The sequence below is a fragment of the Marinobacter sp. JSM 1782161 genome (assembly GCF_011421605.1).
In the GTDB taxonomy this organism is placed as follows: domain Bacteria; phylum Pseudomonadota; class Gammaproteobacteria; order Pseudomonadales; family Oleiphilaceae; genus Marinobacter_A; species Marinobacter_A bohaiensis.
Map to the genome: position 1 here is coordinate 993,893 of NZ_WSSA01000002.1, position 22,306 is coordinate 1,016,198.

The 22,306-nt window shown below is 63.9% G+C and carries 19 protein-coding genes; 5 read left to right on the forward strand and 14 right to left on the reverse strand.

Translation table 11 applies throughout. The features are described 5' to 3' along the window. The first annotated feature begins 71 nt into the window (after nucleotides 1-71). Both GQB00_RS04345 and GQB00_RS04350 read left to right on the forward strand, forming a co-directional pair. Nucleotides 72-581: a peptidylprolyl isomerase gene (locus GQB00_RS04345; protein WP_165855331.1), complete on the forward strand. Its 510-nt coding sequence runs from the start codon at nucleotides 72-74 to the stop codon at nucleotides 579-581. After that, nucleotides 578-1,306, forward strand: coding sequence for a UDP-2,3-diacylglucosamine diphosphatase (locus GQB00_RS04350; protein WP_165855332.1), 729 nt, complete (start codon nucleotides 578-580; stop codon nucleotides 1,304-1,306). Before GQB00_RS04345 ends, GQB00_RS04350 begins: the two co-directional genes overlap by 4 nt. Nucleotides 1,307-1,406: 100 nt before the next feature. On the opposite strand, the gene GQB00_RS04355 is transcribed toward GQB00_RS04350, so the two are convergent. Continuing rightward, a complete protein-coding gene (locus GQB00_RS04355) occupies nucleotides 1,407-2,177 on the reverse strand; it encodes a ferredoxin--NADP reductase (RefSeq protein WP_111495887.1) in 771 nt (256 codons plus the stop codon). 151 nt (nucleotides 2,178-2,328) lie between these two features. Between GQB00_RS04355 and GQB00_RS04360 the strand changes: the two genes are divergently transcribed. Next, entirely contained in the window at nucleotides 2,329-3,210 is an 882-nt protein-coding gene (locus GQB00_RS04360; RefSeq protein WP_111495886.1) for a LysR family transcriptional regulator, read from the forward strand. 47 nt (nucleotides 3,211-3,257) lie between these two features. Here the strand turns inward: GQB00_RS04360 and GQB00_RS04365 are convergent, their stop codons facing one another. Further along, nucleotides 3,258-3,869, reverse strand: a complete 612-nt coding sequence (locus tag GQB00_RS04365) for a tRNA-(ms[2]io[6]A)-hydroxylase (protein ID WP_111495885.1) — start codon at nucleotides 3,867-3,869, stop codon at nucleotides 3,258-3,260. Nucleotides 3,870-4,176: 307 nt separating this feature from the next. On the opposite strand from GQB00_RS04365, the gene GQB00_RS04370 reads away from it, so the two are divergent. Further along, nucleotides 4,177-6,771 (forward strand): bifunctional aconitate hydratase 2/2-methylisocitrate dehydratase, encoded by a 2,595-nt coding sequence (locus GQB00_RS04370; protein WP_111495884.1) that lies wholly within the window; start codon nucleotides 4,177-4,179, stop codon nucleotides 6,769-6,771. Between the two features lie 98 nt (nucleotides 6,772-6,869). Beyond that, on the forward strand, nucleotides 6,870-7,337 hold the full coding sequence (locus tag GQB00_RS04375; protein WP_228276665.1) for a YchJ family protein: 468 nt from the start codon (nucleotides 6,870-6,872) through the stop codon (nucleotides 7,335-7,337). Nucleotides 7,338-7,378: 41 nt separating this feature from the next. Here GQB00_RS04375 and thpD read toward each other — a convergent pair whose 3' ends face one another. The 12 genes from thpD to nuoC all read right to left on the reverse strand — a co-directional run bounded on the left by thpD (nucleotide 7,379) and on the right by nuoC (nucleotide 22,276). Continuing rightward, nucleotides 7,379-8,329: an ectoine hydroxylase gene (gene thpD, locus GQB00_RS04380; protein WP_165855333.1), complete on the reverse strand. Its 951-nt coding sequence runs from the start codon at nucleotides 8,327-8,329 to the stop codon at nucleotides 7,379-7,381. Nucleotides 8,330-8,570: 241 nt separating this feature from the next. Further along, complete coding sequence (nuoN, locus tag GQB00_RS04385; protein WP_165855334.1) at nucleotides 8,571-10,010, reverse strand: NADH-quinone oxidoreductase subunit NuoN; 1,440 nt, start codon at nucleotides 10,008-10,010, stop codon at nucleotides 8,571-8,573. Next, on the reverse strand, nucleotides 10,010-11,557 hold the full coding sequence (gene nuoM / locus GQB00_RS04390; protein ID WP_165855335.1) for an NADH-quinone oxidoreductase subunit M: 1,548 nt from the start codon (nucleotides 11,555-11,557) through the stop codon (nucleotides 10,010-10,012). Before nuoM ends, nuoN begins: the two co-directional genes overlap by 1 nt. Before the next feature lie 40 nt (nucleotides 11,558-11,597). After that, nucleotides 11,598-13,460, reverse strand: a complete 1,863-nt coding sequence (nuoL, locus tag GQB00_RS04395) for an NADH-quinone oxidoreductase subunit L (RefSeq protein WP_165855336.1) — start codon at nucleotides 13,458-13,460, stop codon at nucleotides 11,598-11,600. Continuing rightward, entirely contained in the window at nucleotides 13,457-13,765 is a 309-nt protein-coding gene (gene nuoK / locus GQB00_RS04400; RefSeq protein WP_111495879.1) for an NADH-quinone oxidoreductase subunit NuoK, read from the reverse strand. Before nuoK ends, nuoL begins: the two co-directional genes overlap by 4 nt. Next, nucleotides 13,762-14,286: an NADH-quinone oxidoreductase subunit J gene (gene nuoJ / locus GQB00_RS04405; protein ID WP_165855337.1), complete on the reverse strand. Its 525-nt coding sequence runs from the start codon at nucleotides 14,284-14,286 to the stop codon at nucleotides 13,762-13,764. Before nuoJ ends, nuoK begins: the two co-directional genes overlap by 4 nt. Nucleotides 14,287-14,337: 51 nt before the next feature. After that, nucleotides 14,338-14,877 carry an NADH-quinone oxidoreductase subunit NuoI gene (gene nuoI / locus GQB00_RS04410; RefSeq protein ID WP_165855338.1) on the reverse strand — a complete coding sequence of 180 codons (540 nt, stop codon included), beginning with the start codon at nucleotides 14,875-14,877 and terminating at the stop codon, nucleotides 14,338-14,340. Nucleotides 14,878-14,887: 10 nt separating this feature from the next. Beyond that, a complete protein-coding gene (gene nuoH / locus GQB00_RS04415) occupies nucleotides 14,888-15,868 on the reverse strand; it encodes an NADH-quinone oxidoreductase subunit NuoH (RefSeq protein WP_111495877.1) in 981 nt (326 codons plus the stop codon). Beyond that, entirely contained in the window at nucleotides 15,865-18,612 is a 2,748-nt protein-coding gene (gene nuoG, locus GQB00_RS04420; RefSeq protein WP_165855339.1) for an NADH-quinone oxidoreductase subunit NuoG, read from the reverse strand. The genes nuoH and nuoG overlap by 4 nt, the downstream gene beginning before the upstream one ends. Before the next feature lie 3 nt (nucleotides 18,613-18,615). Next, nucleotides 18,616-19,986 carry an NADH-quinone oxidoreductase subunit NuoF gene (nuoF, locus tag GQB00_RS04425; RefSeq protein ID WP_165855340.1) on the reverse strand — a complete coding sequence of 457 codons (1,371 nt, stop codon included), beginning with the start codon at nucleotides 19,984-19,986 and terminating at the stop codon, nucleotides 18,616-18,618. After that, the gene (gene nuoE / locus GQB00_RS04430) at nucleotides 19,983-20,483 is read right to left on the reverse strand and encodes an NADH-quinone oxidoreductase subunit NuoE (protein ID WP_111495874.1); all 501 of its coding nucleotides are present in this window, start codon (nucleotides 20,481-20,483) and stop codon (nucleotides 19,983-19,985) included. Before nuoE ends, nuoF begins: the two co-directional genes overlap by 4 nt. Before the next feature lie 8 nt (nucleotides 20,484-20,491). Next, nucleotides 20,492-22,276 carry an NADH-quinone oxidoreductase subunit C/D gene (nuoC, locus tag GQB00_RS04435; protein ID WP_165855341.1) on the reverse strand — a complete coding sequence of 595 codons (1,785 nt, stop codon included), beginning with the start codon at nucleotides 22,274-22,276 and terminating at the stop codon, nucleotides 20,492-20,494. Nucleotides 22,277-22,306: the final 30 nt, after the last annotated feature.

The window sequence follows — 22,306 nt, forward strand, 5'->3', positions numbered from 1 at the left end:
ACAATCCGGTGCGGGACGCCCAATGCGCCCGGGTGCACCACATGACTGACCGCTATATACAGGAAATCCCGATGATTCTGCTGAAAACCAACCACGGTGACATCAAGATTGAACTGGACCACGACAAGGCCCCCAACACCGCGGCGAACTTCGAACAGTACGTTCGCGACGGCTTTTACGACGGCCTGATCTTTCACCGTGTGATCGGCAACTTCATGGTTCAGGGCGGCGGCTTCGAACCGGGCATGATTCCCCGCAAGACCCGCGACTCAATTCGCAACGAAGCCAACAATGGCCTGAGCAACATGATCGGCGCCGTCTCCATGGCCCGCACCATGGATCCCCATTCCGCCACCGCACAGTTCTTCATCAACGTGGAGAACAACGGCTTCCTCGACCACACCGCGGAAACCGCCGAAGGCTGGGGCTACTGCGTGTTCGGAAAAGTCGTCGAAGGCATGGAGACCGTAAACAGCATCCGCGCCGTGCGCACCACCATGCGCCAGGGACACCAGGACGTTCCGGCCGAAGACGTGGTCATCGAATCCGCCCAGGTCCTGGAGGACGGAGACGCAGCGTGACCACGCTATTCATTTCAGACCTGCACCTGGAAGAAGAGCGTCGGGACATCACCGACGCCTTCCTCGGCTTCCTGAAAGACAGGGCCATCCACGCCGAAACCCTCTACATTCTCGGGGATTTCTTCGAGGCCTGGATCGGTGACGACGAGCGGACACCGCTGCAGGAAGAAGTCGCCGGCGCGCTGCGCGAGGTGACCGACGCCGGCGTCAAGCTGTTCCTGATGCACGGCAACCGGGACTTCCTGATCGGCGAGGACTACTGCGACCGGGTCGGCGGCACCCTGCTGGACGATCCGACGGTGGTGGACCTCTACGGCACCCCCACCCTACTGATGCATGGCGACAGCCTCTGCACCGCGGACGTGGAATACCAGAAGTTCCGCGCCAACATGCGCAACCGGCAGTGGCAGGCCATGTTCCTGCAGCGCCCGCTGGAAGACCGGCAACTGGTCGCCCGCCAACTGCGCGAGATGAGCATGGCCAAAAACCAGGGCAAGAAGGAAGACATCATGGATGTCACGCCGGACGAAGTGGTCCGCGTCATGGAGGAGCACGGCGTGCAGCGCCTGATCCATGGCCACACCCACCGCCCGGCGATTCATGACCTGCAGGCCAGTGGCCAGCCGGCCAAGCGCTATGTACTGGGTGACTGGGACAGCCACGTCTGGTGGATCGAGGTCAGCGCCGATCAGGCGCCGGAACTGAAGAAAGAAGCGTTCCGCTAATCGCGTCGATCTCTCAGGGACACCAGACACAAAAAAGGGACCGCCAGGGTCCCTTTTTTGGTCGCCGGTTCATCCCGGCAACAGGCATGCGATCGGCAAATTAACGCTCGACGAAAGCACGCTCGATAACGTAGTGACCAAGATCACCCTGGCGCGCTTCCTCGAAGCCCTGGGCATCCAGGATGGCGCAGGTGTCTTTGAGCATGCTCGGGCTGCCGCAGATCATGAAGCGGTCGTCTTCCTTGTTGAAGGCCGGCAGACCCAGATCGGACATGAGCTTGCCGCTTTCCATCAGGTCCGTCAGACGCCCCTGGTTGCGGAAGTCTTCGCGGGTGACCGTCGGGTAATAAAGCAGCTTGCCCTGCACCATTTCGCCGAAGTATTCGTTGTCCGGCAGGCTGCTGATCTCGTCCTGGTAGGCCAGCTCCGAGACGTAGCGCACGCCGTGGGTCACGATGACCTTATCGAAGCGCTCGTAGACTTCCGGATCCTTGATGATGCTCAGGAACGGCGCCAGGCCGGTGCCGGTGCTGATCAGATACAGGTTACGACCCGGCAGCAAGTGATCCACCACCAGTGTGCCGGTCGGCTTGCGGCTGACCAGGATCTCATCACCCACCTCGATTTTCTGCAGCTTGGAGGTCAGCGGGCCATCGGGCACCTTGATGGAGAAGAACTCCAGCTCTTCTTCATAGTTGGCGCTGGCGATGCTGTAGGCGCGCATCAGCGGCTTACCTTCCTGCTCCAGACCGATCATGATGAAGTGACCGTTCTTGAAGCGGAAACCGGGATCCCGACTGGTCGTAAAGCTGAACAGTGTGTCGTTCCAATGGCGGACGCTGGTAACCGTCTCACGATTCATATTGCTCATAACGATCTCTTTCCCGAAGCAGCAAATTCTGGGTTAGGTGTTTGCTCAGGCTGAACGTTCAGCCGAGGCCTAAAGTTGAGCACAGCTTACCTCAGGCGTAACCTATCGACAAAATGGGATATTTTCATAACCTTATTCGGATTAATCGATAATGCGCTACACCTTCCGACAACTCGAGGTTTTTCTGGCCGCCGCCAACACCCAGAACATCACGCGGGCCGCGGAATCCCTGGCCATGTCCCAGTCCGCGGCCAGCAGCGCGCTCAAGGAATTGGAGTCGCAGTTCGAGATCCAGCTGTTTGATCGTATCGGTAAACGCTTACAGCTCAATGAGCTCGGACGCCTGTTCCGCCCCCAGGTGGAAGCCCTGCTGTCCCAGGCGCGGGAACTGGAACTCTCGCTCAACCGGCATACCGAGGTGGGCGCCCTCAAGGTGGGCGCCACCCTGACCATCGGCAACTACCTGGCCGTCGGCGTGATGGCCCGCTACATGAAAGCGCAGCCCCACGCCAAAGTGTCCCTGGAAGTGGCGAACACCAGCACCGTGGCGCGTCGGGTCCGGGATTTCGAACTGGACATCGGGCTGATCGAAGGGGAGCTGCAATCGGACGAGCTGGAAGTCATTCCCTGGCGACCGGACGAGCTGGTGGTGTTCTGCTCGCCGGATCATCCGCTGGCCCAATCCCCCAATCTCAGCGACCGCGAGCTGGTTGATGCCACCTGGATCATGCGCGAACCGGGCTCCGGCACGCGGCAAACCTTCGAGCGGGGCATGCACGGCATCCTGCCCGACCTGAACATCCTGCTGGAGCTCGAACACACCGAGGCCATCAAGCGCGCGGTGGAGGCCAACCTGGGCATCGGCTGCCTGTCCCGTGTCTGCCTGGCCGACGCCTTCCGGCGTGGCAGCCTGATCCCCTTGGCGGTGCCCGACTACCGCAAGTTCGACCGCCAGTTCTACTTCATCCTGCACCGGCAGAAATACCGCAGTGCCGGCATCGGCCGCTGGATCGAGCTCTGCCGTGCGTTGTAGACGCCGAAAAATATTCCTATAAAGGTCATTGGAACGCTTAAACGTTCTCAGGCGCCGCCCACCGGACCGCTGTGAAAGCGGAACTCGGTATCCGGCTGTTCAATCAGGTCTTTCTCAATGGCCAGAAAGGTGGCCACGCGATCATCGATGGGCCCGCCCGCCGCCTGGGCGGCCAACTTCAGGTAATCCTGGTAGTGACGTGCCTCGGATTTGAGCAGGCTGGAGTAGAACTCGGACAAACGCTCGTCCAGATGGGGCGCCAGCGCGGCAAATCGCTCGCAGGAGCGCGCCTCGATGATGGCGCCAACGATCAGCACGTCCACCAGACGCCCCGGATCCTCGGAACGCACTTCCTTGCGCAACCCCGCGGCATAGCGCGCCGGGGTCAGGTGGTCGTAGGTCACCCCGCGTTTCTTCATGATCGCCAGCACCTGCTCGAAGTGCCGCAGCTCTTCCCGCGCCAGCCGGGACATCTTATTGAGCAGGTCGGTGTTGTCGACGTAGCGGTACATGAGACTCAGCGCCGTCGACGCGGCCTTCTTTTCGCAATGGGCGTGATCGATCAGCATCAGCTCCGGGTTGTCCAGGGCGTCAGCGATCCACTGATCGGGCGTGCGACAGGGCAGGAATTGATGGATCTCGTCGAGGGCAGCTTGCATGAATTCGGGTACTCCAGCGATTTCGCGGCGCATTATACACAAATGGCCTTTCGGGTCTGGATGACCTGCCGCGCACGGGCCATCTTAACTTTATGAGGGATTTCCGCTAGAATTCCCGGCCGGAACCGAGCCCGGGGAACCAATGATGATTCCCTAATCACCAATAATCCCTGCTCGATACAGGAGCCACTGAATAAGTAACTTGTCCCTTTCTTCAGCGCCGCGCGGGCTTTTGGAGAGAGCGTAATCTATTTATTCAGTGCCTCCTTGTCGCCCGGCAGGGCATCCAACTGATGAGGGTCTTACCGTGTTAGAAGAGTATCGCAAACACGTTGAAGAACGCGCGGCGCTGGGCATTCCTCCCAAGCCTCTGAATGCCGAGCAGACTGCTGCTCTGGTTGAACTCCTGAAAAACCCGCCCGCCGGCGAGGAAGAAACGCTGGTTTACCTGCTGGAAAACCGCATTCCGCCGGGCGTGGACGAAGCCGCCTACGTCAAGGCCGCTTTCCTGACGGCCATCGTCAAAGACGAAGCCTCTTCCCCGCTGCTGAGCAAGGAAAAGGCCGTCGAGCTGCTGGGCATGATGCAGGGTGGCTACAACATCGCCACACTGGTCGAGTTGCTGGACAACGCGGACCTGGCCGAACTGGCCGGTGAGAAGCTGAAGAAAACCCTGCTGATGTTCGACGCGTTCAACGACGTGAAGGACCGGATGGACGCCGGCAACGCCGTGGCCAAGTCCGTCATCGAATCCTGGGCCAACGCCGAGTGGTTCACCAGCAAGAAGAAAGTACCTGAAAGCATCAAGATGGTCGTGTTCAAGGTGACCGGTGAAACCAACACCGATGACCTGTCCCCGGCCCCGGATGCCTGGTCCCGCCCGGACATCCCGCTGCACGCCCGCGCCATGTACAAGATGGAGCGTGACGGCCTGACCCCGGAAGAGCCCGGCGTGACCGGCCCGATCAAGCAGATCGAGGACATCCAGTCCAAAGGCCTGCCGGTTGCCTTCGTCGGCGACGTCGTGGGCACCGGTTCCTCCCGTAAGTCCGGTACCAACTCGGTACTGTGGTACTTCGGCGAAGACATCCCGGGCGTGCCGAACAAGCGCGCCGGTGGTGTCTGTATCGGTAACAAGGTCGCTCCGATCTTCTTCAACACCATGGAAGACGCCGGCGCCCTGGTTTTCGAGGCTCCGGTCGACGACATGAACATGGGCGACGTCATCGACATCCGCCCGTACGAAGGCAAGATCCTGAACGAAGCCGGTGAGACCATCTCCGAATTCGGATTCAAGTCCGAAGTGATCCTGGACGAAGTTCAGGCCGGCGGTCGTATCCCGCTGATCATCGGTCGCGGTCTGACCAACAAGGCCCGCGAAGCACTGGGGCTGGGCGCTACGGACACCTTCCGTCTGCCGAAAGATCCGGAAGCCGGCACCAAGGGCTTCACCCTGGCCCAGAAGATGGTCGGCAAGGCCTGCGGCCTGGAAGAAGGCAAAGGCGTCCGTCCGGGCACCTACTGCGAGCCGGAAATGACCACCGTCGGCTCCCAGGACACCACGGGTCCGATGACCCGGGACGAGCTGAAAGACCTGGCCTGCCTGGGCTTCCAGTCTGACCTGGTCATGCAGTCCTTCTGTCACACCGCGGCCTATCCGAAGCCGGTCGACGTGGAAATGCAGCACACCATGCCGGACTTCATCCAGACCCGTGGCGGTGTCGCCCTGCGTCCGGGTGACGGCATCATCCACTCCTGGCTGAACCGCATGCTGCTGCCGGACACCGTCGGCACCGGTGGTGACTCCCACACCCGTTTCCCGATGGGCATCTCCTTCCCGGCCGGTTCCGGCCTGGTAGCGTTTGCCGCGGCCACCGGCGTGATGCCGCTGGACATGCCGGAATCCGTTCTGGTGCGTTTCAAGGGCGAAATGCAGCCGGGCATCACTCTGCGTGACCTGGTCCACGCCATTCCGCTCTACGGCATCAAGCAAGGCATGCTGACCGTCGAGAAGAAAGGCAAGATCAACGAGTTCTCCGGTCGTATCCTGGAGATCGAAGGTCTGGAGCACCTGACCGTTGAGCAGGCGTTCGAGCTGTCTGACGCCTCCGCCGAGCGTTCCGCGGCCGGTTGTACCATCAACCTGTCCGAAGACTCCGTGGCCGAGTACCTGCGCTCCAACATCGTCATGCTGCGCTGGATGATTGCCGAAGGTTACGGCGATCCGCGGACCCTGGAGCGTCGTGCCCAGAAGATGGAAGAGTGGCTGGCCAACCCGAGCCTGATGCGTGCCGACAAGGACGCCGAGTACTCTCACGTCATCGAGATCGACCTGGCCGACATCAAGGAGCCGATCGTCTGCTGCCCGAACGACCCGGACGACGCCAAGGTGCTGTCCGACGTCGCCGGCGACAAGGTGGACGAAGTGTTCATCGGTTCCTGCATGACCAACATCGGTCACTTCCGGGCCGCCGGTAAGCTGCTGGAGCAACACAAGGGCGCCCTGAGCACCCGTCTGTGGATGTCTCCGCCGACCAAGATGGACCAGGAGCAGCTGATGGAAGAAGGCTACTTCAACACCTACGGCACCGCCGGTGTGCGCACCGAGATGCCGGGCTGCTCCCTGTGCATGGGTAACCAAGCGCGGGTCGCACCGAAGTCCACGGTCCTGTCCACGTCCACCCGTAACTTCCCGAACCGCCTCGGTGATGGTGCCAACGTGTACCTGACCTCCGCCGAGCTGGCCGCGGTGGGTGCGGTACTGGGCAAACTCCCCTCTCCGGAGGAATACATGGAGTACGCCAAGGACCTGAACAGCATGTCGAAAGAGATCTATCGCTATCTCAACTTCGACCAGATGGAGAACTACACCAAGAAGGCCGCCGAAGCCACCGTGGCTTGAGCCTGAACGGATAGCTCCATGGGCCCAGGCCCCGGAAAACGCCAGCTCCCCGAGCTGGCGTTTTTTGTTTCTACCGAAAGAAAAGAAGGAAACGAACCATGGACCCGCAAGCCCCCTGCCCCTGCGGCACCGGCCAGCCTTACGGCACGTGCTGTTCACCGGCCCATTCGGGAACGCCCGCGCCGTCTCCGGAGGCCCTTATGCGCTCGCGCTATTCGGCCTTCGTGCTCGGGCTGACCGACTACCTGCGGCAAAGCTGGCATCCATCGACCCGCCCCGCCTCACTCGATCGCGGCGACACGCCCCAATGGACCGGTCTGACCGTGCTGTCCAGCACCAGCGACGGTGATCGCGGCCAGGTCCACTTCCGGGCCATCTACCGCGAGTCCGGCCAGTGGGGATACCTCGAGGAGAAATCGGATTTCGTAGTCGAAGACGGACGCTGGTATTACCTGTCGGGGAATCCGCAACAGGGCGTGCTCAAACCAGGCCGCAACGACCGCTGCCCGTGTGGCAGTGGCCGCAAGTACAAAGCCTGCTGCCTCAACGCCGTCGATGCCCAATAGCTCGGCGAATTAATCGGGCAGAGTACAAGGCTCCCTTAAAACTAGTGGAGCGGGCCAACGCCTTGATTGGCCAGTTCCGGAAAATCGTCGTACATGGTCAACGGCTCGCAAAGCTCCCTTGCGCCCAGGAATTCCGGTCGGGCCCGGGGCCCAGCGAAAGGTTCCTGCAATGTGTTGTCGATGCTGTTATAGACAAAGAACAGGTTCGAACGCGGCCAGGGCGACATGTTCTCGTTAGACGCGTGCAACGTGTTGCATTCGAACAGTAACAGCGATCCTGCAGGCCCTTTCGGCGCCTGGATACCACCGCGTTCCGCCAGATTGGCCAGTGCTTCCCGGTCGGGCACACCCAGGCGCTGCGCCTTGAGCGAATCCGTCCAGTTCATGTCGGGCGTTTCACCGACGCAGGGTACGAACCAGTGGTGTGAGCCAGGTATCAACATCAGCGGCCCGTTAAACTCGTTATTGTCCGTCAGCATCAGCGACGCACTGACCGCCCGCATACGCGGCATGCCATCCTCCGAGTGCCAGGTCTCGAAATCCGAGTGCCAGTCAAAGCCACTGCCCTGGAAACCGAACTTGTCATTGATCCTGGACTGGTGGATATACACCTCACTCCCCAATAGCTGACGCACCATCCCCAGAATCCGGGGGTCCCGGGTCAACCGGTCAAAGTGTTCGGACAGACGATGCATACCGAATACCGACCGGATGTCACCGGTGTTGGGATCGGCAATCACTTGTTCCGACTCCATCAAGTGCCGGTCTTCCGCCATGGTTTTCAGCTCGTCGAAAAACGGGGCCATCCGCTCCTGCGAAAAGAACCCGCTAAACCAGAGAAACCCATCCCGCTCGTAGCGAGACAGTGCGACTTCATCCAGTGGGCCATCCCAGCGCCATTGGTTGCGTGCATGAACGATGGGGTCTGTACGCACAAACGGCGCCTGCTTCTCCCGCAGGCGTGATGGAAACGAATCGTTTTCAGATGTCATGGCGGGTTCTCCTCCACTCTAATGCAGTGCATTCGAATGTCGGCCGAACCGGTACGACGTCAGGTGAAACGACACTCAGTCAGATGAAAAGGCTGCACCCGACAATCCGGAGTGCTCGAAATTGGAGCAGCATCGGCCCTGGGTGTAAAACGGGTCAGACGAGCCAACACCTCAAGACCTGAGGACGGGCAGCGCGCGCATCAAGGATCGTTATCATTGACATACCTGAGCCGCCATCGCGTTATCCCGACAAAGACAACATCGACATCCAGCGCACCACCGGCGCTGGATACACGCCCAGCAGGATGGTCAGCCCCGCCAGACCCAACACCACCAGTCCGCCGGCGCGAAGGCCCCAGTCGTTGGGCGCGTCCCGGCGGCTCATGCCCGGCTCGACCAGGTACAGCGTGACCATCACCCGCAGGTAATAGAACAAACCAATGGCGCTGCCGACCACGATACCGCCCACCAGCCACCACCGCTGAGCTTCCACTCCCAGGGCGAGGATATAGAACTTGCCGATGAAACCCGCGGTGAATGGAATCCCCGCCAGCGACAGCAAGGACACCGTCAACACCGCCGCGAGATAGGGCCGGCGCCAGAACAGACCGCGATAATGATGCAGGGCCGACGCGTCCTCACCGCTATACGGGCTGGACAGCAGCGTTACGACACCGAAAGCCGCCAGCGTGGTCACCAGATACGTCACCAGATAGATGCCGCTGGTCTCCACCGCCAGGCCGTCGGCGACGACCAGCGCCACCAGCAGGTAGCCGAAATGCGCGATCGAGGAGTAGCCCAGCAGCCGCTTGAAGTTGGCCTGCATCAGCGCCAGCAGGTTACCGGCCAGCATGGTCAGTAGCGCCAGGCCGGCAAGCAGGTCGTGCGCCTCGGTGCCGTGGAAGGCGGGAATCGCGACCACCACCCGCAGCAGCACGATGAACGCCGCTGCCTTGCTGGCCGTGGCGAGAAACGTCACCGCCGGACTGGGGCCGCCCTGATAGACATCGGGCGTCCACAGGTGAAACGGAATCACTGACAGCTTGAAACCCAGCCCCACCAGCACGAAACCAACACCGGCCAGCGCCCAGGGCCCATTGCCCGTCGCCATGGCCGCGACGATGCCGTCGATGGCGAGCTGACCGGTCTGGGCGTAGAGCAGCGCCATGCCAAACAGCAGGAACGACGTCCCGGCCGCCGACAGCACCAGGTACTTGATCCCCGCTTCCAGCGAGAGACGATCGCGGAACGTGTAGGCCAGCATGCCGTAGATCGGCATGGACAGCAGCTCCAGCCCGAAGAACAGCGTCGCCAGGTGATTGGCCGCCGTCAGGATCATGCCGCCCGCCGCCGCGCACAGCAGCAGCAGGTAAAACTCCTCACGCGGCCCGGGATAGCCTTCCAGATAGGCGTGGCAGAAAGTGACGCACGCCAAAGACGAGACCAACACCAGCAGCATACCCAGCAGAGTGACGCCGTCGAACACCAGCAGAGGGGTCGTGGTCGGTCCCAGGGAGCCGACCAGCAACAGCGACAATAACGCCAGGTTCAACCCCAGCGCCGACACCAGCACCGTCACCGCATGCAGTCGCTGCCAGGCGATCCCCAGCATCACCACGACGGCGGTTGCGCTGACCAGGATAACCGGCGTCAGCGCCATGATATCGGCTCGCCCCAGCATCACCACACCTCCGTCAGCGCATCAGCCGCCACCCCGGCCGAGCCGCTGGCAAACAGGGCCCGGACTTCCTCCATCACCGGTGCGGAGGCATCCAGCAAGCTCTGCGGATAAAGCCCGAAGAAAACCACTAACGCCACCAGCACCAGCATCATGCTGTACTCCCGGCGATCAAGTCCGGCCAAGGGATCGCTCGCCTTTGCCGGCCCGAAATGCACCCGCTGCATGATTAGCAGGGAATAGATCACCGCCAACACCATGCCCACGCTGGCCAGCACCGTGATCACCGGCGCTACCGGGAAGGTGCCAAACAGCACCATGAATTCGCCGACGAAGTTGGCGGTGCCCGGCATGCCCAACGACGCCGCCACGAAACACAGGGTGAACGCCGGCAGACTGCCGATGCGCCCCCACAGGCCGCCCATCTGGCCCAGGTCACGGGTATGCACCCGCTCGTAGAGCTGCCCGCTCAGGATGAACAACCCGGCGGCGGAGAACGCATGAGCGACCATTAGCACCACCACACCCTGCAGCGCGATGGCGTTGCCGGTGTAGATACCGATCAGTACGAACCCCATGTGGGAGATACTGGTGTAGGCGATCAGCCGTTTGACGTCCTGCTGACCACAGGCCAGCACCGCGCCGTAGAAGATGCCCACCACTCCCAGGGCCATGGCCACCGGGGCGAAGGCCTGGGACGCGTCCGGGAACAGCGGGATGCAGAACCGCAGCATGCCGTAGGCGGCGGTCTTCAACAGAATGCCCGCGAGATCCACGCTGCCCGCCGTCGGCGCCTGGGCGTGGGCGTCGGGCAGCCAGCCATGCAGCGGCACGATCGGCAGCTTCACGGCAAAGGCGATGAAGAAACCCAGCATCAGGATCATCGCCACGGATTCGGACATGGGCGTCCCCAGCAACTCCAGGTAGCTGAAAGTAAACGTGCCGGTCTGGCGGAAATGGATGAACACCAGCGCAAGGATCGCCACCAGCATCAGCAACCCGCTGGCCTGGGTGTAGATGAAGAACTTGATGGCCGTGCGGATGCGCGTCTTGCCGGCCGAGCCGCTGTGCCCCCAGAGCGCGATCAGGAAATACATGGGCACCAGCATCATTTCCCAGAAGCAGAAAAACAGGAACAGGTCGATGGCCAGGAACACGCCCACCACCCCGGCCAGGATGAACAGCAGGTTGAGGTGGAAGAAGCCCACCCGGTGGGCGATTTCCTTCCACGAACAGATCACCGCCAGCGCCCCCAGCAGGCCGGTCAGCGCGATCAGGATCAGGGACAGGCCGTCCAGCCCCAGATGGATGTCGATGCCGAACCGCGGGATCCAGAGCACGTGCCATTCGATCGCCCAGCGCACCGCCTCCGGCGTGCCGGTCTTGGGCAGGTGATAGTCACCATGCCACCACAACACCAGGGTGGTAACCAGCACCAGCAGCATCGTGGCCAGGGCAATCCAGCGCGGTGCCTTGTCGCCCCAGCGGTCCGCCTGCCAGCACAGCAAGCCGCCCAGGATCGGGATCAGGATCAGCCAGGCCAGAATCATCGTGTAATCGACTCCCCTATCGATGCCATCGGTGAACGCCTCAATAGCCCATCGCCAGGATCAGCAGTACCAGAGTCGCCCCCAGTGCCATGGAAGACGCGTAGGTCCGCAGCCGGCCGGTCTGGGTCCGTGTCAGCCCGCCGTTGAACGTCCGCGCCAGCCATGCCGGCAGCATCAGCAGCGCATCCACCAGATCGCTGCGCAGCCAGCGCACCAGCGTCTTGTAGGGGCGAACCAGCAAACGATCGAACAGCCCATCAAACCGCCAGGCGTGATGCCAGAAATCCCACAGCCAGGCGCCGACGCCCAGCCGGACCTGCGCGGCCAGCCAGTCCCGGCGGAACAGGAACAGCCACACCCCCAGCGCCAGTCCGGCCAGGGCCGTCGCCGATGCCAGCAGCTCCAGAACCGTATGCCCGGATTCAGAATAGGCGCCGGGCCCCAGGGGCAGGACCGAGGCCAGGGGCGGCGTGATCAGCGCCCCGATAAACGTGGACAACACCATCAGCACCACCAGCGGCAGACCGTGCAACACGCCTCGGCCGGGTTCAGCCTCCCGCGCGTGATCACTGCCCGGCTTGCCGTGGAAAGTGCCGACGATCAGCCGCAGCGTGTAGAGCGACGTCAGCAGCGCGCCCACGAGGCCGGCCATCAGGAGCCCGTTATTGGCGCCGGCGAAGGCCTCCCAGAGGATCTCGTCCTTGCTGTAGAAGCCGGCCGTCACCAACGGCAGAGCCGCCAGCGCCGCGCCGCCAACCAGGAAGCCAGCGTAGGGAATGGGCAGGCGCCGCCACAGGCCGCCGAGACGCGGCATCTCCTGCTCGTGGTGGCAGTTGATGATGACAGCGCCCGCAGACAGGAACAGCAGCGCCTTGAAGAATGCGTGGATCATCAGGTGAAAAATGGCCGCCCCGTAGGCGCCAACGCCCAGGGCCAGGAACATGTAACCAATCTGGCTCATGGTGGAGTACGCCAGCACCCGTTTGATGTCCGTCTGCGCCAGCGCCGCAAACCCGGCCACCAGAAGCGTCAGCGCACCGATGACGCCCACCAGGTAAAGGGCCTGGGGCGCCAGCTCGAACAGGCCGTGCATGCGGGCAATCAGGTACACCCCGGCGGTGACCATGGTGGCGGCGTGGATCAAAGCCGACACCGGCGTGGGCCCGGCCATGGCGTCCGCCAGCCAGGTGTGCAGCGGCAGTTGGGCGGACTTGCCCAGCGCCCCGCCCAAGAGAAGCAGGGCCGCCAGCTCGGCCACCGGGTCGCCAACCGACCAGACTTGCGGCGCTTTTTCGAGAATGGCCGGTATATCCAGCGTGCCCAGCTCGGCAAAGATCAGGAACAGGCCGATGGCCAGGAACACATCACCGATGCGGGTCACTACGAACGCCTTGAACGCCGCGGCGCCGTTGGCGGCATTCTCGTAGTAGTAGCCGATAAGCAGGTAACTGCACAGGCCCACGCCCTCCCAGCCCAGGAACAGCAGGAGCAGGTTGTCCCCCAGCACCAGCAGCACCATGCTGAACACGAACAGATTCATGTACGCGAAGAACCGCGTGATGCCGGCCTCGCCGCGCATGTACCAGGCGGCGAACAGGTGGATCAGGAAGCCCACCCCGGTGATCACGCCGAGCATGGTCACCGACAGCCCGTCCAGCCACAGACCGATGGTCGGCTGAAAATCCCCCACCTCGATCCAGGTCCAGAGTGTCAGCCGCTGCGGCGATTCATCCCCGGCCAGGAAGCCCAGCGTTACCACCGCCGTGGCCAGGGCCGCCAGCCCGACGCTAGTGTAGCCGATCAACCCGCTGGCGCGCTCGCCGAGCCGGCGATGGGCAAAGGCCAGGATCAGGCAGCCCGCCAGGGGCAACAGGAAGGTCAGTGGCAGCAGTCCCTGCATCATCCGCGCATCCTGCTGGCCGCGTCCGTGTCGAGCGAGCGGAAGCGCTGGTAGAGCTGGATCAGCAGCGCCAGCCCGACGCTGGCTTCCGCCGCCGCCAGGGTGATCACCAGCAGGAACATCGCCTGGCCCTCGGGCTGCCCCCAGGCGGTGCCCGCGACGATGAACGCCAGGCCGGTGGCATTGAGCATCACTTCCAGACTCATGAGCACAAAGACCATGTTGCGTCGGAACATGAGGCCCGCCAGCCCCAGGGCGAACAGGATCGCCGCCAACACCAGGCCGTGCTCCATGGGAATACCGCTCATGATGGGCCTCCCCGCTCATCCCGCTGCAACGGTACCGTACGCCCCACATGGGAGGCGGTCACCAGGGCGGCCAGCAGCAGCATGGCGGCCAGCTCCACCACCAGCAGCCAGGGGCCGAACAGCGTCGTACCCACCGCCTTGGCGGTGAGGGTCTCGCCCTCAATGCGCTGCCCGGTATCCCCCTGCCACAAGGTAAAGACCAGGATCGCCAGCAGGGCCAGCGACAGCAGCGCCGGCAGCACCCAGGTGCGCGCCTGCAGCCAGAGCCGCTCCTGCTCCGTCGCGCCCTGCCCCAGGTTGAGGATCATCACCACGAACACGAACAGCACCATGATGGCCCCCGCGTAAACGATGATCTCCAGGGCACCGGCAAACGGCGCCCCCAGGGCGAAGAACACCATGGCCACCGCGATCAGGGACACGATCAGGTTCAGCAACGCGTGCACGGCGTTGGTCCCGGTGATCACTCCCAGGGTCGCCAGGATCGCCACCAGGCCACTGAGATAGAAAGCCAGCTCCATGACGGACTCCTCTTCCGATTCGATGCGCGCCTTGGCACCCGACGCCTGTGCTCAGGGCAGCAGGCCCTTGACGTCCACCGGTTCGTCCTCGTTCAGGGCCTTGCCCTTGTCCTTGCCGGCGATGGACAACCCGGCCACCCGGTAGAAATGGGTGTCGTGATCCTTGCCGGTACCGTTGATCAACAGGTCTTCCTTTTCGTAAACCAGCTCCTGGCGGTCGTACTCCGCCATCTCGAAATCCGGCGTCAGCTGGATCGCCGACGTCGGGCAGGCTTCCTCGCACATACCGCAGAAAATGCAGCGGGAGAAATTGATGCGGAAAAACTCGGGGTACCAGCGACCGTCGTCCTTCTCCCCTTTCTGCAGCGAGATGCAGTCCACCGGACAGGCCACCGCGCACAGGTTGCAGGCCACGCAGCGCTCCTCCCCGTCCGGATCACGGGTCAGCACGATGCGCCCCCGGTAGCGCGGCGGCAGCGGCACCGGTTCGTCCGGGTAGCTGAGGGTCTCCCGTTTGCGGAACCCGTGCATGAACACCATGCCCAGCGTCCGCAGTTGGCTCCAGGTCCCCTTTATCAGCCATGTCAGCATGTGCAGCCTCCTAGGCCGGCGATCCCGCCAGGATCACCGCGCCGGTCACCAGCAGATTGATCAGGGTCAGCGGCAGGCAGACTTTCCAGCCGAAACTCATGACGCGGTCATAGCGCGGCCGGGGCAGAGACGCCCGCAGCAGAACGAACAGCATCAGGAAGAACGCCGTCTTCAGGGCGAACCAGACAAACGGCGGCAGCCAGGGCCCATGCCAGCCGCCGAAGAAGAGCGTCACCAGCAGTGCCGAGATCAGCACCATGCCCACATACTCGCCGATGAAAAACATGCCGAATTTCATGCTGGAGAACTCGATGTGGTAGCCGTCCGCCAGTTCCTGCTCCGCCTCGGGCTGATCGAAAGGATGACGGTGCGTTACCGCGATCCCGGCGATCAGGAAGGTGCAGAAACCGAAGAACTGGGGCACGATGAACCACATGCCTTCCTGGGCCTGGACGATCTCGCGCATGTTGAACGAGCCGGCCAGGCCGACCACCCCCATCAGCGCCAGCCCCATGAACACCTCGTAGGACAGGGTCTGGGCGGACGCGCGCATGGCCCCCAGCAGCGCGTACTTGTTGCCACTGGCCCAGCCGCCAAACAGCACCGCGTAGACGTTAATGCCCGCCATGGCGAAAAAGAACAGCAGGCCGATATTGAGGTCCGCCACGCCCCAGCCGGGTGTGATGGGAATCACCAGAAACGACAGCAGCAGGGACGCCATGGCAATGGCCGGCGCCAGCAGGAACAGGGAGCGATCGGCGAACGGCGGAATCCAGTCCTCCTTGAAGAAGATCTTGATCATGTCCGCCACCAGCTGGAGAGAGCCAAACGGGCCCACCCGGTTGGGGCCGTAACGATCCTGCCAGAGCCCCAGCAGACGGCGTTCCACCACCGTCATCACCGCGCCCAGCAACACCACAGCGAGCAGGATCGCGATGGCCTGGAACACCGCGATCGCACTGGCTACCAGGGTGGGGCTGAGCCAACTCATACCATCGCCTCCCCGCCGGAACGAGGCACCGGTTCCAGTGTCACCGTGCAACCTGACACCAGCGCGCTGTCGACTCCCGCAGGCACCAGCACCCAGCCGGCAGGACAATCCGGGTCCAACCGCGCGGAAAGCACCCATTGGCCCTGCCCGTTTGCCAGGCGCACGTGTTCGCCGTCATGCACCCCCAGGGCATCGGCGTCGCCGGCCGGCAGTGTCACCCGGGCCGGGGCGGTGCGCTGCTGGATCGGGCCGGCGCGGGACGAGGTTTCCTCGCCACCGAACAGCCGCGGCAGCGGCAGCACGCGCCATTGCCCCGTAACGGCCGCCGTATCGTCGTCGGGCAACAGCTCGGCGTAATCGTAGCGCCCCGGCTTAAGCGGGATCAGGGGGATGCCGGGATCCCCGGCGCGCAGGTGGCCGCCCACTTCATCGGTGAACTTGTTCCAGGCCTGGGGCGAGTTCCAGCCCGGTGCCCAGGCAAAGGCGACTTCCTGCCGCGGCCGGTCGAATCCGTTATAGCCTTCCATGGAAAAAGCGAACGGCGAATCCGGATCCTGCGGCGCGCGCGGTTCGGATACGCTCAGGTGCGCGCGCATGGCGGTGCGGCCGGAATAGCGATGAGGTTCCCGGGCCAGCTTCACCCCGCGAATGCGGAAGTCAGCACCCGGCGCGGCCTCGCGGATTCCCGCCAGGGCCGGATGGCGGCGGACGCAATCGTCGATCACCTGATCCAGGGTGACATCGCCCGGCGGCTCCCGCCGCAGCCCCTGCCCCAGCGCGTGCAGCCAGCGCCAGCTTTCACGGATCCGGGTTTGCGGCCGGATATAGGCCGGATCGTACACCTGGAAGAAGCGCTGGGCCCGGCCTTCCAGGTTGACCACGGTCCCGTCCGCCTCAGCGAAACTGGCCGCCGGAAGCGCCAGGCTCGCCCGTTCCAGGGTTCGTGTGCGCTGGTGGTCCAGAACCACCAGCGCACGGGCATGGGATAACGCGGCATTCACCCGTTGCTGTGGCAGACGCTGGTAAAGGTCGTTTTCCAGCACCACAAGCGCATCGGCGCGATCCTCGGCCAACTCCGCCAGCGCCCAGTCCAGCGACTGGCCACCGAGCAGCGCCAGGCCGGTGCTGTTCACCTCTCGCCGCACCAGCAGCAACCCGCCCCGGCGGGCACGCCGGGACAGGGCCCGGGCGATGTTGCCAGCGGCATCGATGATGGCGGTCGAGCCCAGCGATCCCCCGCTGATCACAAGCGGGCGCTCGGCCGCCAGCAAGGCATCGGCGACCCGCTGCGCCTGACTCCCGGTCACGCTGTCCAGGTCGGGCACCGCCGGCGACGCCGGGTCGATGCGGTGCGCAATTGCCTGCCCCAGTCGAGCAATGCTGTCCGGCAACCGCCGGAAACTGGCCGTAGCCAGACTGTCCAGCCCGCCTTCCACGGGATAAGCCAGGAACAGCGGATGGCGGGCGTCCTGCGCTAAGGTCATCACCGCTTCGGCGTTCCAGGCAGGAATCCCACGGTCCTGCGCCAGCGCCTCGCGTCGTCCCAGCACCGACTGGCGAACCGAAAGCCCCAGCCGCGCCGCGCTCTCGATCAAGTCCTCGCCCAGAACCAGCACCGCATCGCATTGCTCCACGTCTCGCAGGCTCGGTGTTTCCAGACCGCACGTCCGCTGCACCTGCTGCATCCGGTTCAGGCACGCCAGTTCATCCGCGGCGATACCGGTGGAGAAACTTTCAGCCCCGACCAGCTCCCGCAGCATGTGGTTGCTCTCCAGGCTGGCCCGGGGCGACCCCACGCCGATCACCCGATAGGCATCGCGCAGGGCGTCCGCCGCCCGGTCCAGCGCCGCGTCTACCTCCAACGCGACCGGCGCTTCGCCCGGCTGCGCCCGCCAATGCGGCTGGGCGGGACGGTCGTCGCGATTGACGTAGCCATAACCAAAACGCCCACGGTCACACAGGAAGAAACGGTTCAGGTCGCCGTGATAGCGATTCTCGATGCGGCGAATGTCACCATAGCGCTCCCCCGGGCTGGTGTTGCAGCCTACCGCGCACTGGTGGCAAATGCTGGGGGCGAACTGCAGGTCCCATTTACGCGTGTACTGCTCACTGTGGGTCTGATCGGTGAACACGCCGGTGGGGCAGACTTCGGTCAGGTTGCCGGAGAAAGGGCTCTCCAGCGTGCCCTCGGCGTAGCGCCCGAAGTAGACGTTGTTGTTGGCGCCAAAAGCCCCCAGATCCGTGCCGCCGGCGTAGTCCCGGTAGAAGCGCACGCACCGGTAGCAGGCGATGCAGCGATTCATCTCGTGGGCAATGAAAGGCCCGAGGTACTGATTGCGATGGGTGCGTTTGCGGAACCGGTAACGCCGGCGGTCGTGGCCGGTCATGACCGTCATGTCCTGCAGGTGGCAGTGACCGCCCTCCTCGCACACCGGGCAATCGTGGGGATGGTTGGTCATCAGCCACTCGATGACGCTGGCGCGGAACTCCCGCGCCTCCTCGTCGTCGATGGCAATGCGGGTCTGGTCGGACGCTGGCGTCATACAGGCCATGACCAGCATACCTCGATCGTCGTCCTGATCCTTGAATTGCTTGACGGCACATTGACGACACGCGCCGACGCTGCCCATGGACGGGTGCCAGCAGAAGTACGGGATATCCAGCCCCAGCGACAGGCAGGCATGGAGCAGGTTGTCGGCCCCATCGACCTGAAACGCCTGACCGTCCACATGAATCGTCGCCATGGCCTAGGCCTCCCCAACCGGAATGGGATCGGCATGGGCCGGTCCAGGCTCGTAACGAACGCCCTGTTCGAACTCATGACGGAAATACTGGAGCGCACTCGCCAGGGGCATCGCCGCGCCCGGCGCGTGGGCGCAGAAGGTCTTGCCCGGGCCCAGGTCATCGGCCAGTTTGTCGAGCATCTCCAGGTCGCCGCGCTCACCTTCGCCACGCTCAAGGGCCTGCAACAGCCTGACCGTCCAGGGCAGGCCGTCACGGCACGGCGTGCACCAGCCGCAGGATTCCCGGGCAAAGAACTGCTCCAGGTTACGCATCAGCGATACGATGCTCTGCTGGTCGGTCACCACCGTCAGCAGCCCGGTTCCCATGCGGCTGCCCGCCTGACCGATGGTGTCGAAATCCAGCCCCAGCTCCAGGTGCTCCGGCAGCAGAAAGCCCGTACTGCCACCACCCGGCAGCCAGGCCTTGAGGTGCTGGCCATCCACGACGCCGCCAGCGCGCTCCATGATCTCGGTGCCCGGCGTCCCAATGGGCAATTCCCACAGCCCGGGCCGGTTGACCCGACCGGACACGCCGTAAAGCTTGGTGCCGCCATCGTCGCTGAGATGGCCGGACAGCCCCTGGTACCAGTCCGCCCCATGGCGCATCACGGCCGGTACGTTGCATAGGGTTTCCACGTTGTTGACCACGGTGGGCTTGCCCCAGGCGCCGGACTGGCCCGGAAACGGCGGCTTGGCGCGGGGATTGGCCCGGTGCCCTTCCAGCGAGTTGATCAACGCCGTCTCTTCGCCGCAGATGTAGCGCCCGGCGCCGGTGTGAAGGGCAATGTCGAAATCGAAACCGCTGCCGGCAACATCCGACCCCAGCCAGCCGGCGTCCCGGGCTTCGGCCAGGGCGCGGGTGATCGACCGGGCCGCCTCCATATACTCCCCGCGCAGGAAGATGTAGCCGTAGCGCGCATGGTTGGCGTAGGCCGCGAGGATCATGCCCTCGATGAGCAGGTGCGGAATCTGCTCCATCAGCAGGCGATCCTTGAAGGTACCGGGCTCCATCTCGTCGGCATTGCAGACGATGTAGCCGCGCGGCACGCCATCGCCCCGGAGCGTCAGGCTCCATTTGACGCCGGCGGAGAAACCCGCACCGCCGCGACCGCGCACGTTGGCCGCTTTCATGGTGTCGATCACGTCGTCCGGCGACTGCTGTCGGAGGACGGTCTCGACCGCCGCGTAGCCGTCCCGCGCGCGATAATCCGCCAGGTCCAGCGGTGTGCCGTCATCGTGCAGGCGCCAGGTCAGCGGGTGGGTGTCCTCGCGCCGCTCGCCGGCGCTCTGATGCAGCTGGCAGCGGTAGCGCAGACGTTGCAGGGCGTCGGTCATGGGTAGCCCTCCAGCAGTTGGTCGAGATCGCCCGGCCCCACGGGGCCGAAGGTGTCGTCGTCGATCATCAGCGCCGGACCACGGTCGCAGGCACCCAGGCAGCACACCGGCAGCAGGGTGAAACGGCCATCGCCGGTGGTTTGACCGAAACCGATGCCCAGCCGCTCAATGAAGGCATCGCGCAGGCCCTCGTAATCCGTCAGGAAGCAGGAGCTGCTGTCGCAAAGCAGGATTACGTGGCGCCCCACCGGCTGGCGAAAGATCAGGCTGTAGAAGGTGGCCACGCCTTCCACCGCCGCCGGGGCGATGCCCAGCAGATCCGCGATGGCCGGTATGGCGTTATCCGGCACCCAGCCATGCCGGCGCTGGATGATCTTCAACGCTTCGATGCAGGCGGCCTGGGGCTGTTCGTAGTGCGCCCGCTCACGCAGGATCGCGTCCCGGTCCGTCGGCTCAATCGCGAAACCGTCGCGGGCGATTGTCGTTGTCGGTTCCATCGCCTCCCTCATCGGTCCACGTCCGCCATGACAAAGTCGATGCTGCCCAGATGGGCAATGAGATCGGGCACGAAGCCGCCGCGCATCACCGCCGGAATCTGCTGCAGGTGGGGGAAGCTCGGGGTCCGGATACGCGTGCGGTAGCTGGTCGTACTGCCGTCGCTGGTCAGGTAGTAGCTGTTGATGCCCTTGGTGGCCTCGATCATCTGGCAGGATTCGTTGGGCTTGAGCACCGGTCCCCAGGACACCTGCAGGAAATGGGTAATCAGCGTCTCGATGTGCTGCAACATGCGGTCCCGGGGCGGCGGCGTGGTCAGCGGGTGGTCGGCCTTGTAATCCCCGGCGGGCATATCGTCGACGCACTGCTGGATGATGCGCAGGCTCTGGCGCATTTCCTCGATGCGCAGCTGCCCACGATCGAATACATCGCCGCGGGTGCCCAACGGCACTTCGAAATCGAACTGGTCGTAGCCGGAATAGGGCCGCTGCTTGCGCAGGTCGAAGTTGCAGCCTGTGGCGCGCAGGTTGGGCCCGGTCACGCCCCACTCCAACGCTTCGGCGGCACTGAAAGCGGCGATGTCCCGGGTGCGTTCGCGGACGATGGCGTTCTCCATCATGGCGCGTTCGTACTCCCGCAGGCGGGTGGGCATCCAGTCGAGGAATTCCTGCACCAGCGACGCCCAGCCTTTGGGCAGGTCCTGGGACACCCCGCCGATGCGATACCAGGCCGGATGCATGCGAAAACCGGTGATGCCTTCAATAACCTTGTACGCCCGCTGGCGATCGCTGAAGGTGAAGAACACCGGCGTCATCGCCCCCAGATCCTGCAGGTAGGTCCCCAGGAACAACAGGTGGCTGGTGATGCGGAACATCTCGGCCATCATCACCCGGATCACCTTGACCCGGTCCGGCACCGCAATGCCCGCGAGCTTCTCCACCGCCAACACGTACGGCAGGTTGTTCATCACGCCGCCGGTATAGTCGATGCGGTCGGTGTAGGGAATAAAACTGTGCCAGGACTGACGCTCGGCCATCTTTTCGGCGCCCCGGTGGTGATAGCCGATGTCCGGCACGCAGTCGACCACCTCTTCGCCGTCGAGCTGCAACACCACCCGGAAGGCACCGTGTGCCGACGGGTGATTGGGCCCCAGGTTGAGGAACATGAACTCGCTGCCGGCACGCTCGCGCTGCATGCCCCAGTCCTCCGGCTGGAACTGCAACGCTTCCTGCTCGGCGTCCTGGCCCGCCACCGTCAGGGTGTAGGGATCGAACTCGGTGGCCCGGGCGGGATAGTCCTTGCGCAGGGGGTGCCCCTGCCAGGTGGGCGGCATCAGGATCCGGACCAGACGCGGATGGCCCGCCACGTCGATACCGAACAGGTCCCAGATCTCCCGCTCGTACCAGTTCGCGTTCTGGAACACCGGCGTGCAGGTGGGGATCGACAGGTCATCCTCGGACAACGCCACTTTCAGCATGACGTCCCGGTTCCGGTGCACCGACAGCAGGTGATAGAACACGGTGAAATCAGACGCCGGCAACCCCTGCCGCTGACCGCGCAGGCGCTCGTCCACGGCGGACAGGTCGTAGAGCATGGTGAAGCCGTCGGGCATGGTCTTGAGGAAACGCAGGGCCTCAACAATGCGATCGCGGGACACCCAGACCACCGGCATGCCGGTCAGCGTGCACTGGCCACGCAGAGACGCCGGCCCCAGATGCTGGCCGAGCGCCTCCAGCACCGGGTCGTCGGTGTCATTCGCCTGCGTTGGCCCGTGGACGGGCGTCACTACACTCATCGATACGCCTCCCGAAGGAAAGATCGATCG